The 14,293-nt window shown below is 70.0% G+C and carries 14 protein-coding genes; 6 read left to right on the forward strand and 8 right to left on the reverse strand.

What is annotated here, in order from left to right:
• The first annotated feature begins 165 nt into the window (after nt 1-165).
• Genes ACF8ML_RS03890 through ACF8ML_RS03905 form a run of 4 tightly spaced genes read left to right on the forward strand, consistent with a single transcriptional unit; the run spans nt 166 to nt 4,339 of the window.
• A complete protein-coding gene (locus ACF8ML_RS03890; protein WP_392406321.1) occupies nt 166-1,272 on the forward strand; it encodes an ABC transporter substrate-binding protein in 1,107 nt (368 codons plus the stop codon).
• Nucleotides 1,269-2,324 (forward strand): ABC transporter permease, encoded by a 1,056-nt coding sequence (locus ACF8ML_RS03895; RefSeq protein WP_244387837.1) that lies wholly within the window; start codon nt 1,269-1,271, stop codon nt 2,322-2,324. Before ACF8ML_RS03890 ends, ACF8ML_RS03895 begins: the two co-directional genes overlap by 4 nt.
• The gene (locus ACF8ML_RS03900) at nt 2,318-3,124 is read left to right on the forward strand and encodes an ABC transporter ATP-binding protein (protein WP_392406323.1); all 807 of its coding nucleotides are present in this window, start codon (nt 2,318-2,320) and stop codon (nt 3,122-3,124) included. Before ACF8ML_RS03895 ends, ACF8ML_RS03900 begins: the two co-directional genes overlap by 7 nt.
• A 12-nt stretch (nt 3,125-3,136) precedes the next feature.
• Nucleotides 3,137-4,339, forward strand: a complete 1,203-nt coding sequence (locus tag ACF8ML_RS03905; protein WP_392406324.1) for a c-type cytochrome — start codon at nt 3,137-3,139, stop codon at nt 4,337-4,339.
• 45 nt (nt 4,340-4,384) lie between these two features.
• On the opposite strand, the gene ACF8ML_RS03910 is transcribed toward ACF8ML_RS03905, so the two are convergent.
• Entirely contained in the window at nt 4,385-4,666 is a 282-nt protein-coding gene (locus ACF8ML_RS03910) for a type II toxin-antitoxin system RelE/ParE family toxin (protein ID WP_133073906.1), read from the reverse strand.
• Entirely contained in the window at nt 4,663-4,944 is a 282-nt protein-coding gene (locus ACF8ML_RS03915; protein ID WP_016445493.1) for a hypothetical protein, read from the reverse strand. Before ACF8ML_RS03915 ends, ACF8ML_RS03910 begins: the two co-directional genes overlap by 4 nt.
• 252 nt (nt 4,945-5,196) lie before the next feature.
• On the opposite strand from ACF8ML_RS03915, the gene ACF8ML_RS03920 reads away from it, so the two are divergent.
• The gene (locus ACF8ML_RS03920; protein WP_016450919.1) at nt 5,197-5,670 is read left to right on the forward strand and encodes a (2Fe-2S)-binding protein; all 474 of its coding nucleotides are present in this window, start codon (nt 5,197-5,199) and stop codon (nt 5,668-5,670) included.
• 14 nt (nt 5,671-5,684) lie between these two features.
• Nucleotides 5,685-7,952, forward strand: coding sequence for a molybdopterin cofactor-binding domain-containing protein (locus ACF8ML_RS03925; RefSeq protein ID WP_392406327.1), 2,268 nt, complete (start codon nt 5,685-5,687; stop codon nt 7,950-7,952).
• Nucleotides 7,953-8,014: 62 nt separating this feature from the next.
• Here the strand turns inward: ACF8ML_RS03925 and ACF8ML_RS03930 are convergent, their stop codons facing one another.
• The 6 genes from ACF8ML_RS03930 to ACF8ML_RS03955 all read right to left on the reverse strand — a co-directional run bounded on the left by ACF8ML_RS03930 (nt 8,015) and on the right by ACF8ML_RS03955 (nt 14,257).
• Entirely contained in the window at nt 8,015-8,986 is a 972-nt protein-coding gene (locus ACF8ML_RS03930) for a LysR family transcriptional regulator (RefSeq protein WP_016445491.1), read from the reverse strand.
• A gap of 84 nt (nt 8,987-9,070) precedes the next feature.
• Nucleotides 9,071-9,961, reverse strand: coding sequence for a DMT family transporter (locus tag ACF8ML_RS03935; protein ID WP_061287332.1), 891 nt, complete (start codon nt 9,959-9,961; stop codon nt 9,071-9,073).
• The gene (locus tag ACF8ML_RS03940; protein WP_209671063.1) at nt 9,958-10,953 is read right to left on the reverse strand and encodes a LysR family transcriptional regulator; all 996 of its coding nucleotides are present in this window, start codon (nt 10,951-10,953) and stop codon (nt 9,958-9,960) included. The genes ACF8ML_RS03935 and ACF8ML_RS03940 overlap by 4 nt, the downstream gene beginning before the upstream one ends.
• Entirely contained in the window at nt 10,950-11,930 is a 981-nt protein-coding gene (locus tag ACF8ML_RS03945) for a quinone oxidoreductase (protein ID WP_013800704.1), read from the reverse strand. Before ACF8ML_RS03945 ends, ACF8ML_RS03940 begins: the two co-directional genes overlap by 4 nt.
• 131 nt (nt 11,931-12,061) lie before the next feature.
• Entirely contained in the window at nt 12,062-13,180 is a 1,119-nt protein-coding gene (locus ACF8ML_RS03950; RefSeq protein ID WP_099732822.1) for a porin, read from the reverse strand.
• A 78-nt stretch (nt 13,181-13,258) separates the two neighbouring features.
• Nucleotides 13,259-14,257: a tripartite tricarboxylate transporter substrate binding protein gene (locus tag ACF8ML_RS03955; protein ID WP_012207426.1), complete on the reverse strand. Its 999-nt coding sequence runs from the start codon at nt 14,255-14,257 to the stop codon at nt 13,259-13,261.
• Nucleotides 14,258-14,293 lie beyond the last annotated feature (36 nt).

The following is a 14,293-nucleotide window of genomic DNA, read 5'->3' on the forward strand; positions in this document are numbered from 1 at the left end:
TGCGCACTACGAAGAAAAACGCGTTCGCTTATTCGGTTTGCGCATGTCGCCGGGCCGCGCCCTTCCTAGTTGCCACGCACATATGGATGCGCGTTTTGCGTCGTTGGAAACACGGCACTCAGCGGACAGCATCGGCAGTCCCGAAACTGCTTTGGAGGGAGTTCCATGACCCGCAAGACCCAGACCGAGATCGACAGGACCCAGGACAGCCGCTGCGCCCATGGCGCAGATTGCGGTGCATTCGGGGCGCTCGATGCTCCCGAGGCATCCGAGCCCTCGCTCTCGCGCCGCACCCTGATCCGCGCCGGCGCCGCAGCCGGCGCGCTGGGCTCGGCCGCCTGGTTCAGCGGCCGCGCCGGGGCGCAGCCGCGCCAGAAGATCACCTTTGCCTGGAGCCAGGCCAGCTTCTGCCATTCGCCCATTCCCGTGGCGCTGGAGCGCGGCTTCTTCGAGCGCAACGGCCTGGACGTGGAGCTGCTGAACTGGGGCGGTTCGGCCGACCAGTTGCTGGAGGCGCTGGCCACGGGCAAGGCCGATGCAGGCGCGGGCCTGATCCACCGCTGGATCAAGCCGCTGGAGGCGGGGCTGGATGTCAAGCTCATCGGCAGCGTGCACGGCGGCTGCCTGCGCCTGGTGGGACTGAAGTCGGCCGGCGTCACGCTGGACCCCAGCACGCTCAAGGGCAAGACCATCGGCGTGGCCGATCTCAACAGCCCGGCCAAGCAGTTCTATTCCATCCACCTGGCCAAGCGCGGCCTGGATGTGGACAAGGACATCGAATGGCGCGTCTACCCGGCCGACCTGCTGGATGTGGCCGCCAAGAAGGGCGAGATCCAGGCCATTGCCGACGGCGACCCCAATCTCTACCTGATCGAGAAACGCAACCCCGGCACCTTCCTCGAACTGGGCAACAGCGCCAAGAACGAGTACGCCGAAAGCATTTGCTGCGTGATCGGCGCAGGCGCAAAGTTCGCCCGGGCCAACAAGCCCGCAGCGGCCAGCGTGGTGCGCGCGCTGACCCAGGCCTCGGACTACATCGCCGAGAACCCCAACGAAACGGCGAAGATCTTTGCCAAGTACTCGCCCAAGGTGCCCGTCGAGGACCTGCAACGCCTGCTGGCTGAGCTGACCTTCAAGCACCATCCGCACGGCAAGCCGCTGCGCGACGAGGTCCAGGCCTTTGCGACCGACTTCCGCACGGCCGGCGTGCTCAAGAAGCAGACCGACCCTGGCCGCTTTGCCAGCCACATCACGCTGGACGTCCTCGCATGAGCACCGCAAGACCACGCTGGCGCCTGGGCGCCACGGATGCCGCACCCGGCCTGGAACGGGAACAGGCGCAGGGCACGCGCAAGCCCGGCCCCTGGCGCACCGGCCTGCTGGCCGCCGCCGCCTGGGCCGGCCTGGGCATGCTGACCCTGCTGTGGCCCAACAAGGAGATCGGCTTCAGCGAATGGGCATTCACGCAGGAATTCGGCATTGCCGCCCTGGCCGTGGCCCTTTTGCTGCTGGCATCGGCCGTGCTGCCTGTGCGACCCGTACGGGCAGCACGGCGCATCGACCGCTGGCTGCGCCCGGCCGGTGCCTGGCTGGTGGCCGCGCCGCTGCTGCTGGCGCTGTGGGAGACGCTGACGGCCAAGCTCGGCGCGCTGCCGCCGCCGTTCTTCGCGCCACCGCAAAGCCTGATCGACGTGGTCCATGAGGACTGGCAGCGCCTGGGCCTGTCCACGCTGTATTCGCTGCGGCTGCTGCTCAACGGCATCGTGTTCGGCGCGGTGATCGGCTTTCTCACGGGCGTGTGGATAGGCTGGTCGCGCATCGCAGGCTACTGGGTGCATCCGCTGCTGCGCTTCCTGGGGCCGGTGCCGGCCTCGGCCCTGCTGCCGCTGGCCTTTTTCTTCGCGCCGTCGAGCTACTCGGCAGCCGTGTTCCTGGTGGCGCTGGCCACGTTCTTTCCGGTGGCCGTGCTGACCTGGTCGGGCGTGGCATCGGTCAGCAAGAGCTACTACGACGTGGCGCGCACGCTGGGCGCATCGCCCTGGTTCCTGGTGCTGCGCGTGGCCATCCCGGCCGCCCTGCCCCAGGTCTTCGTGGGCCTGTTCATGGGGCTGGGCGCCTCGTTCTCGGTGCTGATCACGGCCGAGATGATGGGCGTGAAGGCCGGCCTGGGCTGGTATCTGCAGTGGGCCCAGGGCTGGGCAGCCTACGCCAACATGTACACGGCGCTGCTGGTCATGGCCGTGCTGTGCTCAGGCCTGATCACGCTGCTGTTCACCGTGCGCGACCGCACGCTGTCGTGGCAGAAGGGAACCGTCAAATGGTGATTGCCGCAGAACACGCCGCCAACGCCGCAGCCACGCCCGCCATCGCCGGGGCGGCCCTAGCCGGGGCGGCCATCGATGTGCAGGCCGTCAGCCACTGGTTCGGCCAGGGGCAGGGCGCGCTGCAGGTGCTCGACGAGGTCAGCCTGCAGGTGCGGCCCGGCGAGTTCGTCGCCCTGCTGGGTCCCAGCGGCTGCGGCAAGTCCACGCTGCTGCGCCTGGTGGCCGGGCTGGACGCGCCCACGGCCGGCGCCGTGGCGCAGGACGGCACGGCCATCACCGAGCCCGATCCCTCGCGCATCGTCGTCTTCCAGGACCCCACGCTGTTTCCCTGGCGCACGGTGCGCGGCAACGTGGCCCTGGGCCTGCAGGCACGCGGACTGCTGGACAGCCAGGCACACCGCATCGACGAGGCCCTGCGCCTGGTGGGACTGGAGGATTTCGCGGATAGCCATCCCCACCAGCTGTCGGGCGGCATGGCCCAGCGCGCGGCCCTGGCGCGCGCCCTGGTCAACGACCCGCGCCTGCTGATCCTGGACGAGCCGCTGGGCAAGCTCGACTCGCTGACACGGCTGGCCATGCAAAGCGAGATCCTCAAGATCTGGCAGCGCGCAGGCTTTTCCGTGCTGCTGGTCACCCACGATGTGGAAGAGGCCCTCTTCCTGGCCCACCGCGTGTTGGTCTTCAGCCAGCGGCCCGCCCGCATCGTGGCCGAGATCGATGTGGACCTGCCCTACCCGCGCCAGCGCGGCCACGCCCGCCTGTCCGAGCTGCGCCACCTGGGCCTGGACCAGACCTGGTAGCGCCCGCCTCCGATGCAACGCAGCGACTCCCCCGACTGGCTCAACCCCTTGATCGGCGCCATGCAGCAGGCCCAGGTCGGCCTGCTGCAGCTGCTGCACGGCCTGGGCCTGGCCGGCACGGTGGATGGGCAGCCCGCCTGGCCCTGGGCCCTGCGCCTGTCCGGCGAAAACCTGGTGATCGACCTGGGCCAGGCCCGGGGCCTGCTGTGGTCGCTGGCGGCCGTGGCCACCGCCATCGTTTTGCTGGTGCTGGCCCTGGCGCTGGCCCTGGTGCTGCGCCGCATCCGCCTGCCGGCCCTGGTGCTGACCGCGCTGGCCGCGCTCGCCCTGCTGCTGGCCCCCTGGCCGCGTGCCGACTTGATCCTGGTGCCCGCGCATGCCACCAGCTTCCATGCCTCGCCCACGGGCTTCAGCGTGGAGAGCATTGCGCGCGGCGGCGCCGTCTATGCCCAGCACTGCACGGCCTGCCACGGTGCCGATGGCCGGGGCCACGGCCCGCTGGCCGCCAGCCAGCCGGTCTGGCCCCCCAACTTCACCAGCCCGTTGCTGTGGCGCCGCGCCGATGGGGAATTGCTCTGGGCCATTCTTCATGACCGCCGCCCGGTGGAGTCTGGCGACGGCGCACGGGCACACGGCCAAGCCGACCGGCTGTCCAGCGACGACGCCTGGGCCCTGATCGACTTCATGAAGGCCCGCGCCGCAGGCCAGATGCTGCAGATCGCCGGCAGTTGGCCCTATCCCGTGGGACTTCCCGACATGGCCGTGCAGTGCGCAGGCCAGCCCGCACGCCGCCTGAGCACCTGGCAAAGCCGCCAGCAGCGGCTGAGGGTGGTGGCAGGCAGCGGCCCGGTGCAGGAAGACCCGCGCCTGGTCAGCCTGCAGCTTTCACCCGATGGCGGCAACCGCGCCGCCAGCGCCCTGGACTGCACCGTCAACGACCCGCGCGCCTGGCAGGCCATGGCCCTGCTCAGCGGCTCGGAGCAGCTGCAGGGCATGCAGTGGCTGGGCGACCGCAGCGGCTGGCTGCGCGCGCTATCGCGTCCGGGCGCCCAGGGCTGGTCGGAGGACGACCTGGTCTGCCGCACGGACACGGCGGCCAAGACCACCTCCGGCGCTGGCGCTGGCGCTGGCGCCGTGGCCGACGGCCTGGGCGCGCTGATTGCACGCATGGACGCCGAGCCCGTGCGGTTCATCAAGGGTGGGTTTGTGCATTGAGTTGTGCATTGATCAGGGCCATCCCGGCCTGGCATGCAGTTATCGTCACCGCGCTGGCGGCCACTGGCGCGCGGTGTGCACCAGGGACAGCACCCAGACCGTCGTGCCATTGATCTCATAGACAAGGCGGTAGCTTCCATGGGGAATCAGCTCGCGCGTGCCGGCAATCCTGCCCGTTTTGCCCATCTTGGGATACGCGGCCAACCGAGCCGCTGCGTCGCTGAAAAGCAGGTCCATGCGCAAGGCTGCGCGAGGATTGTCAGCTGCGATGTAGTCCCAGATATCGGCGCGATCCTGCTGCGCCTGCGGCGTCCAGATGACTTTCACGCACGGTCTGCCGCAACCTGACGGCGCCGGGCAGCGAACTCGGCCTCGACTTCCTCATTCGAGCGGCCAAGTCCAGCGCGCATGGAGGCACGTCCCTCCTCGACCTTGCGCTGAAGATAGCCGTCATATTCGCGGGCCTTGCGGCGCTGCTCAATGTAGCCGCGCATCAACTCCCGCATGACCTGAGATGCGGGCCGGTCCTCGCCTGCGGCTTCGGCCATGAAGTCTTCGCGCAGCTCGGCTTCCAGTTTCATGGTGAAAACGGCTTCCTTGGGCATGATCCACTCCTGTGAAGATACCAACAAAGTATATACAACGTCAGTACCAAACACTCCAGAAACTCAACCGCTCCGCCCCATTCGCAACTTGCACTTGCCAATGCATCAATCAAATCAGGACTAGTTGCAAGCAAGGCCTCTTTCTATATTCGCGCCTCGACGGCGCCCGGCTTCCATGGGCCGCAGCTGCGCACGACACTACTGCGGGGACCCCACCCCTGCCTGACTGACCCACAACAAGGAGAGACTGCGATGACCGATCTCACCATCAACGGCAAGACCGTTTCCATGGACCTGGACCCCGAGACGCCCATTCTGTGGGCCCTGCGCGACACGCTGGAGATGACCGGCACCAAGTTCGGCTGCGGCGCGGCGCTGTGCGGCGCCTGCACGGTGCACATGAATGGCCAGGCCATACGTTCCTGCGTGACGCCGATCTCGGCGGCCGCGGGCCAGAAGATCACCACCATCGAGGCCATGACCTCGGGCTCCGACCGCGTGGGCACCGCCGTGCGCGATGCCTGGGTGCGCCACGACGTGGCCCAGTGCGGCTACTGCCAGAGCGGGCAGATCATGAGCGCCACGGCCTTCCTCAAGTCGCTGCCCAAGGGCAAGAAGCCCAGCGGCGAGGAGATAGACGCGGCCATGGCCGGCAACATCTGCCGCTGTGGAACCTATGCACGCATCCGCGCGGCCGTGGCCGATGCCGCGCGCACCCTGGGCTGAACGGAGAACGCCGCATGCTGACCACCTTCAACCCCGCCGAACTGCCGCGCGCCCTGCAGCACATCCTGGACCGTGACGAGGCCGCTGCCGCCATCGCCGACGCGCCCACCCTTGCACAGATCCCCCGCCGCAGCTTCCTCAAGATCGCCGGGGCCGGTTCGCTGGCCCTGGGCGTGTTTCCCGCCATGGCGCAGGCGCCGGGCAAGGGCGAGGCCGCCGGCCTCAAGCCCACCGAGCAGCCCGCCTCCTTCGTGGAGATCTCGCCCAGCGGCGAAGTCACCGTGGCCATCAACCGCCTGGAGTTCGGCCAGGGCGTGCACACCGCCCTGCCCCTGGTGCTGGCCGAGGAGCTGGACGCCGACTGGAGCAAGGTCCGCGCCCGCCTGGGCGGCAACGATGCGGCCTATGCCGACCCGCGCTACGGCATCCAGATGACGGGCGGCTCCACCGCCCTCAAGCACAGCTACACCCAGTACCGCGAGCTGGGCGCCCGTGCGCGCGCCATGCTGGTGGCGGCCGCCGCCGCGCAGTGGAAGGTGGACGCCGCCACACTGCGCACGCGCGAGGGCTTCGTGCTCGGCCCCAATGGCAAGAAGCTGTCGTATGGCGAGCTGGCCCAGGCCGCCATGGCCCAGCCCGTGCCGGCCACCGTCGTGCTGAAGAATCCCAAGGACTTCCGGCTGATCGGCAAGCCCACGGGCCGCATCGACGCCCGGGCCAAGAGCAGCGGCCAGCAGAGCTTCGGCATCGACATGCACCTGCCGGGCCAGCTGACGGCGGTGATTGCACATCCGCCCGTGTTCAAGGCACAACTGGCCTCGCTGGACGACGCTGCGGCGCGTGCCGTGCCCGGCGTCAAGGCCGTGCTGCGCGTGCCCGTGGACGGCGGCGGCGAAGGCGTGGCCGTGATCGCCACCGGCTACTGGCCTGCGCGCAAGGGCCGCGAGGCGCTGAAGGCGCAATGGAACACCGACGCCGTGGAGAAGGTGGACAGCGAACGCCAGCTGGCCCAGTACCGCGAACTGGCCGCGCAGCCCGGCGCGCGCCACTTCGACGCCGATATCTCGGCGCTGGACAAGGCGCCGCGCCATATCGAGGCCGAGTTCAGCTTCCCCTACCTGGCCCATGCGCCCATGGAGCCGCTCAACTGCACGGTGCAGATGGGCGAGACCGGCGAGGCCGGAGCCGACCTCTACCTGGGCACGCAGTTCGCGGGCGTGGACGGCATGGCCGCCGCGCGCGTGCTGGGCCTCAAGCCCGAGCAGGTGCGCGTGCATGTGCAGATGGCCGGCGGCGGCTTTGGCCGCCGGGGCGTGGGCACCAGCGACTATGTGGTCGAGGCCTGCCAGGTGGCGCTGGCCGCGCGCCGCGCCGGCCTGAGCGCCCCCGTGCGCATGGTCTGGAGCCGCGAGGACGACATCAAGGGCGGCTACTACCGCCCCATGCACCTGCACCGCGCCAGGATCGGCTTCGACGAACGCGGCAAGGTGCTGGCCTGGGACCACGCCATCGTGGGCCAGTCCATCACGGCGGGCACCATGTTCGAGGGCGGCATGATCAAGAACGGCATCGACGCCACGGCCGTGGAAGGCATGCGCGAGCCCTATCCGCTGCCCATGCGCCTGACCGTGCACCACCCCAAGGTCAACGTGCCCGTGCTGTGGTGGCGCAGCGTGGGATCGACCCACACGGCCTTCGTCATGGAAACGCTGATCGACGAGATCGCGCGCAGCAGCCGCCAGGACCCCGTGGCCTACCGCATGCAGATGTTCGGCGACAAGCACCCGCGCCATCGCCTGGCCCTGCAGCTGGCCGTGGACAAGAGCGGCTACGGCAAGCGCCAACTGCGCGCGGGCCGGGCCTGGGGCGTGGCCGTGCACGAGTCCTTCGACACGGTGGTGGCCTATGTGGTGGAGGCCTCGGTCAAGGACGGCCGCCCGGTGCTGCACAAGGCCACGGCCGGCGTGCACTGCAACCTGGCCGTGAACCCGCGCACCATCGAGGCGCAGGTGCAGGGCGCGGCGCTGATGGGCCTGTCCATGTGCCTGCCCGGCGCGGCGATCACGCTCAAGGACGGCGTGGTGGAGCAGAGCAACTTCGGCGACTTCGCCGTGCCGCGCATCACCGACATGCCCGAGATCGCCGTCCACGTCGTGCCCAGCGCCGAGCCGCCGACGGGCATGGGCGAGCCCGGCCTGCCGCCGCTGGCCCCGGCCTTCGCCAACGCCGTGGCGCAGCTCACGGACAAGCCCGTGCGCAAGCTGCCGTTCGACCTGGCGTGATCGATCTGGCGTGATCGCGCTGGCGTGATCGATCTGGCCTGAACGACCGGACCTGATCCCGGTCAGCCCCCGGAAAGGGCGGCGGCACCTGCGGCCGCCGCCCTTTCCAGTTCTTCCATGGTCAGCAGATAGTCCGGGCAGTCCTGCAGCCGCTGCACGGCCAGGTCGATGAAGGCACGCACGCGCCGGGGCAGCGCGTCGCGGCTGCCGTAGTAGACATGCAGGCCGATGTGCTCGCTGACATGCTCCAGCAGCACGGGCACCAGGCGCCCCGCGCGGATGTGCGCGGCCGCGCAGATGTTGGACAGCTGGCCCAGCACCTGGCCGGCCAGCACGGCATGCAGCTCCAGCTCGGCATCGTTGGTGGACAGGGCCGGCTGCAGGTAGCGGTGCGTGAGCTCGCCATCGACCGGCAGGTACCAGGGCATCACCGTGTCCGTGGCCGCATGGCGGAACATGCTGCAGCGGTGCGCGGCCAGCTCGTCCAGCGACCGGGGCACGCCATGGCGCTGCAGGTACTGCGGCGCCGCGCAGACGATGAGCTGCACGGGAAACAGCCGCCGCCCGATCACGCTTTCATCGGGCGAGGCGCCGATGCGAAACCCCGCATCGACCCGGTCCAGCACCCAGTTGCCTATGCCGTCGTCCAGCCGCACATCGGGGACGATGCCCGGGTGCAGGCGGCAGAACTCATCGAGCAGCGGCATCAGCACGGGCGCAAAGCAGGACTTGGGGCCCACGATGCGCAACGGCCCCGCAATGCCCTCGCGGCTGTCGCGTGCCAGGTTCAGTGCGCGGTCCAGCGCGGCCAGCGCCGGCTGGGTGTCCTGCAGGAAACGCTGGCCCTCCTCGGTCAGCGCCAGGCTGCGCGTGGTCCGGTGCAGCAGGCGCACGCCCAGGTGCTGCTCCAGATGGGCCACCGCCTGGCTGGCGGCCTGGGGGCTCACGCCCTGGGACAGCGCCGCCTGGCGCAGGCTGCCCAGCTCGACCGCCTTGGCAAAGGTGGCGATGGCGCGCAGTTCATTGATGGGCATGTTGCGGAAATCCGGTATTCGTGGGCTGACAGTGCCGCAGTATCCCGCCTTTGCGCATGCCCTGCCCGCGGCTTGCGGGACAAGCTAGCGCCCCTGGCGCGCCAGCCACACGCCGGCTGCCGTCAAGGCCATGCCCGCCAGCGCCAGGCCGCCCAGCGTCTCGCCGAACATGGCCCAGGCGATCAGGGCCGTGGCCGGCGGCGTCAGGTAGAACAGGCTGGCCACGTGCACGGCGCCGCCGCGGCGTATCAGCAGGTTGAGCAGGCTGACCGCGCCCACGGACAGCACCAGCACCAGCCAGCCCAGCGCGAACAGGAATTCGCCGCTCCAGCGCACCTGCATGGTTTCGGTGGCCAGGGCCAGCGCCCCCGTCGCCACCAGGCAGGGCAGGTACTGGATGACCGAGCCCGTGCGCAGATCAAACGATGGACAGAACCGCTTCTGGTACAGCGTGCCGGCCGTGATGCCGGCCAGCGCCACCACGGCCGGTACCAGCATGGCCAGCAGGGCATGGACCGGCACCGAGGCGATCTTGCCCGCCACCACCAGGGCCACGCCCGTGAAGCCCAGCGCCAGCCCGGCCCACTGCCGGGGACGCACGGACTCGCCCAGCAAGGTGCCGGCCACCAGCGCAGTGATCAGCGGCTGCAGCCCCACCACCAGGGCCGTCACGCCCGAAGGCAGGCCATGGGCGATGGCCGTGAACACGCCGGCCAGGTACACGCCATGCACGAACAGCCCTGACACGCCAATGTGCAGCCACTGGCGTGCCGACCGTGGCCAGGGCGCGCGCAGCACCAGGACCACCGCCGCCATCAGCACCAGGACGATGGCATAGCGCAGCGTCAGAAAGGTCAGCGGCTCCACATAGGGCAGGCCGAACTTGGCGCCGATGAAGCCCGTGCTCCACAGCAGCACGAACAGCCAGGGAAGCAAGGCGGCCGCCATGGCGGGCGGCGAGGGTCTTTGGGTCATGGAGCGGATGCGGAAAAGGGCGGGGGCGGCGCCAGTGTGTCATGCCCCGTGCGCCAGGGGCTGCGCGTGGCAAACCACCGCACCAGGCAGTCGCGCAGCGCCGTCATGGCCGCGCTGCTGAACGCCGCCGAGGGCCGCACGAAGTAGATGCCCGAGGCGCCATCCAGGCGCCATTGCGGCAGCACCCGCACCAGCCGGCCTGCGGCCATGTGCTCGCTCATCAGCCAGTCGCCGCCGGCCAGAATGCCCACCCCCATGACGGCGGCCGTGAGCAGGGCCTCGCTGTCATTGCTGACCATGGGGCCGCGCACCAGCACCGTGTGCCGGGCCTGGCCCTGAGGCACATCGCCCGATGCGCCACCGTGCACCAGCTCCCATTGCGGAAACGACTGCAGTCCCGTGAAGCCCAGGCAGCGGTGCGCCGCCAGGTCCTCGGGGTGCACCGGCGTGCCGTGGGCCTGCAGATAGGCGGGCGCGGCGCCCAGAATGCGCTGGTGCCCGCCCAGCCGCAGCGCCACGAGACGGCTGTCCGCCAGCCGGCCTATGCGCACCGCCGCGTCGAAGCGCTCGCCCACGATGTCCACGAAGCGGTCCGCATACTCCACCTCCAGCACGATCTGCGGATGGGCCAGCGCAAACTCGGCCAGCAGCGGGCTGAGCCAGCGCCTCCCCATCGCTGCCGGCAGCGACAGCCGCAGCCGGCCCCGCGCCTGCGAGGCGCCCTGGGCGGCCTCCTTCTGGGCATCGGCAATCAGGCCGGCCGCCTGGCGCACCTTGTCCACCAGGCGCAGGCCCTCGTCGGTCAGGTGCAGATGGCGTGTGCTGCGCTCCACCAGCCGCACGCCCAGACGGGTCTCCAGCGCGTTCAGGCGTTTGGACAGCACGGACGGATGGCGCAGCAAGGCCCGCCCCGCCGCAGCGAAGGAGCCTTGTTCATGCAGCGCCACCAGGGCCGCCAGTTCATCGGCGTGCTGGCTGTCCAGAAGGTTCATGGGGTCAGGATGATCGCACCTTGGGAGCGTCCCTGCTCCAGATCGCCATGCGCCTGCGCCACCTCCGCCAGCGCATACCGGCGCCAGACGCCGGGCACGATGATGCCGGCCGCCACGGCGGCCAGCACGTCCCGTGCGCGCTCCTGGTACTCGGCCGCCGTGGCCGTGTGCGCGGCCAGCGAGGGGCGCGTGAGGAACAGCGAGCCCTTGGCATTGAGCGTGGCCACCGAGATGGGATCGGGCAGGCCGGAGGTCGCGCCGAAGGACACCAGCAGGCCGCGCGGGCGCAGGCAGTCCAGCGAGGCGCCCAGCGTCGTGCGGCCGATGGGGTCGTAGACCACGTCGGCCTTCAGGCCCCCGGTGGCCTGCAGCACCTGGCCCGGCAGCGTGGCCGCGTCGAACACGAAGACCTCGTCGCAGCCGGCCGCCCGCGCGCGCTCCACGCTGGCTGCCTTGGACACCACGCCGATCACCAGGGCGCCCAGGTGCCTGGCCCAGGCGCACATCAATTGGCCCAGCGCACCGGCGGCGCCATAGATCACGATGCGGCTGCCGGGGCCCACGGCATGGGTGGTCTTGAGCAGGTACTGCGCCGTGATGCCCTTGAACAGCACGGCCGCCGCCGCGTCGTCAGGCAGCGCATCGGGCAGCTTCACCAGGCGCTCGGCCGGATACAGGCGGGCGCTGGCATAGGCGCCCAGCGGCCCCGTGGCGTAGCCCACGCGCTCGCCCACGGCCACATTCGTCACGCCCTCGCCCACGGCGGCCACCCGCCCCGCGCCCTCCAGCCCCAGGCCCGAGGGAAAGGCGATGGCGACAGCGCCCTTGCGCTGGCTCACGTCCAGCGGGTTCACGCCGATGGCCGTCTGCTCCAGCCAGACCTGGCCGGGGCCGGGCGCCTGCACCTCGACCGGCTCCAGGCGCATGGCGTCGGGGGTGCCTGCGGCGTCCATGCGGACCTTGATCAATGGATTCATCTCGCTGCTCCGTGAAATGGGTGCAGCGTAGAAGAAGCGATTGAAGGCAGCAATAGGCCGGCGTGCAGTTCACTGCTGCATGGGGTGCAGCAATGACCACGAACCAGCGCGCACGCTTCCCACGCCCCCCGTCAGAAGTCGTGCCGGATGCCCAGCTCGAAGGCCGTGGAGGCGCGCCCGCCAAAGTAATTGGCCGCGGCCGGATTGCCGCTGACTGCCGCACCCCCGGCAATGGCGAAGGCCGCCCCATTGCGGTTGGACATGCGGGCCGCATGCGCGTACAGCGCCGTGCGCCGCGACAGCGAGTGCACATAGCCCAGCGCCCACAGGTCGGCATCGCTGGCGCTTTGCGCCGCCGTCGCGCCCGTCTGGTCGGCCTTGACGTAGCTGAGCTTGACCACCCCGCTGCCCACGGGAACGCTCATGCCCACCAGGGTGTTGACCGTGCGGTCCACGCCATGCACCCAGCGGCGCTGGGCCAGGCTGGCCTTGAGCCAGCCGAAGTCGTAGGAGACACCGTAGCTCTGGTCCTTGAAATGGATGCCGCTCAGGGTGTTGCGCGTGGTGAACTGCGCGCCCGCCACGTTCCAGCCCGCGCCTGCCCAGCCCAGCCGAAAGCCGTTGCCGCGCGTCTGGCCTGCCGCCGTGGCGCCCTTCTCGCCCAAGGTGGCGATCAGGCTGCCGGACACGCCCTGCAGCCCGCCCAGGCCGGCCGGCAGGAAATACTCCACCGCATTGCTCACGCGCAGCGTGGGATTGGCAGCCTGCGACTCCGGCGCCGTGCCGAAGGCCTGTCCCAGCGCGCGGGAAGCCGTGAACGAGCGAAAGCCATTGGCGCTGCCGATGCCCAGCGTGGCAAACGGATCGAAGCCGCTCCACACCAGGTGCGTGGGCACCCAGTCACGCCCCAGCCGCAGCTCGCCCCATTGCCGCGAGGCCAGGCTGACCGTGGAGCGCCGGTCCCAGAACGGGCCGCTGGCACCCATGGCGCCGGTGTCGGCCAGCAGGCTGCCGTCCAGGTAGAAGCCCGCGCTCAGGCCGTCGCCCAGGTCCTCCTGCCCCCGCAATACCAGCTTGCTGGTGGAGTTGGCGCCGCTGGCCTGCGAGGTGACCGTTCCCAGGCCCTGGTTGCGCACCTGCCTGACGCTCACATCGACGGTGCCCGAGATCGATACCGAGGACTGCGCGCCCGCATGCGCGGCGGCCAGCCCCAGCGAGGCGGCCAGGGCATGGCGTATGAATACCTGCATGTTGTCTCCTTGTGGTTTTTTGCTTTGCTTTGCTCTTTGCTCTTTGTTTTTCTCGGGCGTGTGCCGGGGTCTGCCCGGCTACTCGGGCTTGAAGCCCGCGCCCTTGAGCAGCGCGGCGCTCTGCGCCACATCGGCGGCGATGAAGCGCTTGAACTGCTCGGTGCTCTCCGAAACCGTGTCGATGCCCAGGCTCGCGAAGGCGCCGGACCTGGCCAGCTCGGCCACCGCCGCGTTGGAGGCCTGGTTCAGCCGCTGCACCCGGTCGGCAGGCGTGTCCTTGGGCGCCCACAGTCCGTACCAGGACGTGTAGGCAAACCGCGGCAGGCCACTTTCCTGCATGGTGGGCACCTCGGGCGCCAGCGGGCTGCGCTTGCCGGAGGTGATGGCAATCGGCCGCACCTTGCCGGCCTTGGCCAACGGCAGCACGGAGACCATGGAGTCGAGCAGCAGGTCCACATGGCCGCCGCCCACATCCACCAGCGCGGGCTGCGTGCCCTTGTAGGGCACGTACTCGAGGCGCATGCGGCCCTGCTGGGCCAGCAGCAGCGTGGCCAGGTGGCTGGGTGCGCCCACGGCGGGAATGGCCGCCGTCCACGTGCTCTTGGCGCCTGCGGCCAGCACCTCGCCCAGCTTGCTGTGGGGCAGCTGTGGCGAGATCACCAGCATCAACGGCGCCTCGCCCACGCGCGCCACGGGGACAAAGTCGGTCTGCGGGTCATAGGGCGGATGGGCCAATACCTGCTTGGCCAGCACATGCGTGGCGGCCGAGAACAGCAGGGTGTAGCCATCGGGGGCAGCCGCCAGCACCGCACGGCCGCCCACCACACCGCTGCCGCCCACGCGGTTCTCGACGATGACCGTCGTGCCCAGCTGCTTGCGCAACTGCTCGGCGAACAGGCGCGCCGCGCTGTCCACGCCGCCGCCCGCCACGAAGGGGACGATGACCTTGACCATCTTGCCCGGCTCGGGAAAGGCGGCGGGCGCACTGGACGAGGCCATGCTGGCGATGGGCAAGGCAGCCAGCGCACCCAGTAAGGCGCCCAGCACCGGCCCCTTCAGCCGTGTCAGAGTTTTCATGCTTTGTCTCCTGTTTCTTTTGAAAATGGGCCGGCC

Origin of the sequence: Delftia sp. WSY_10, from assembly GCF_043104705.1 — a bacterium.
GTDB classification, from domain to species: domain Bacteria; phylum Pseudomonadota; class Gammaproteobacteria; order Burkholderiales; family Burkholderiaceae_C; genus Comamonas; species Comamonas tsuruhatensis.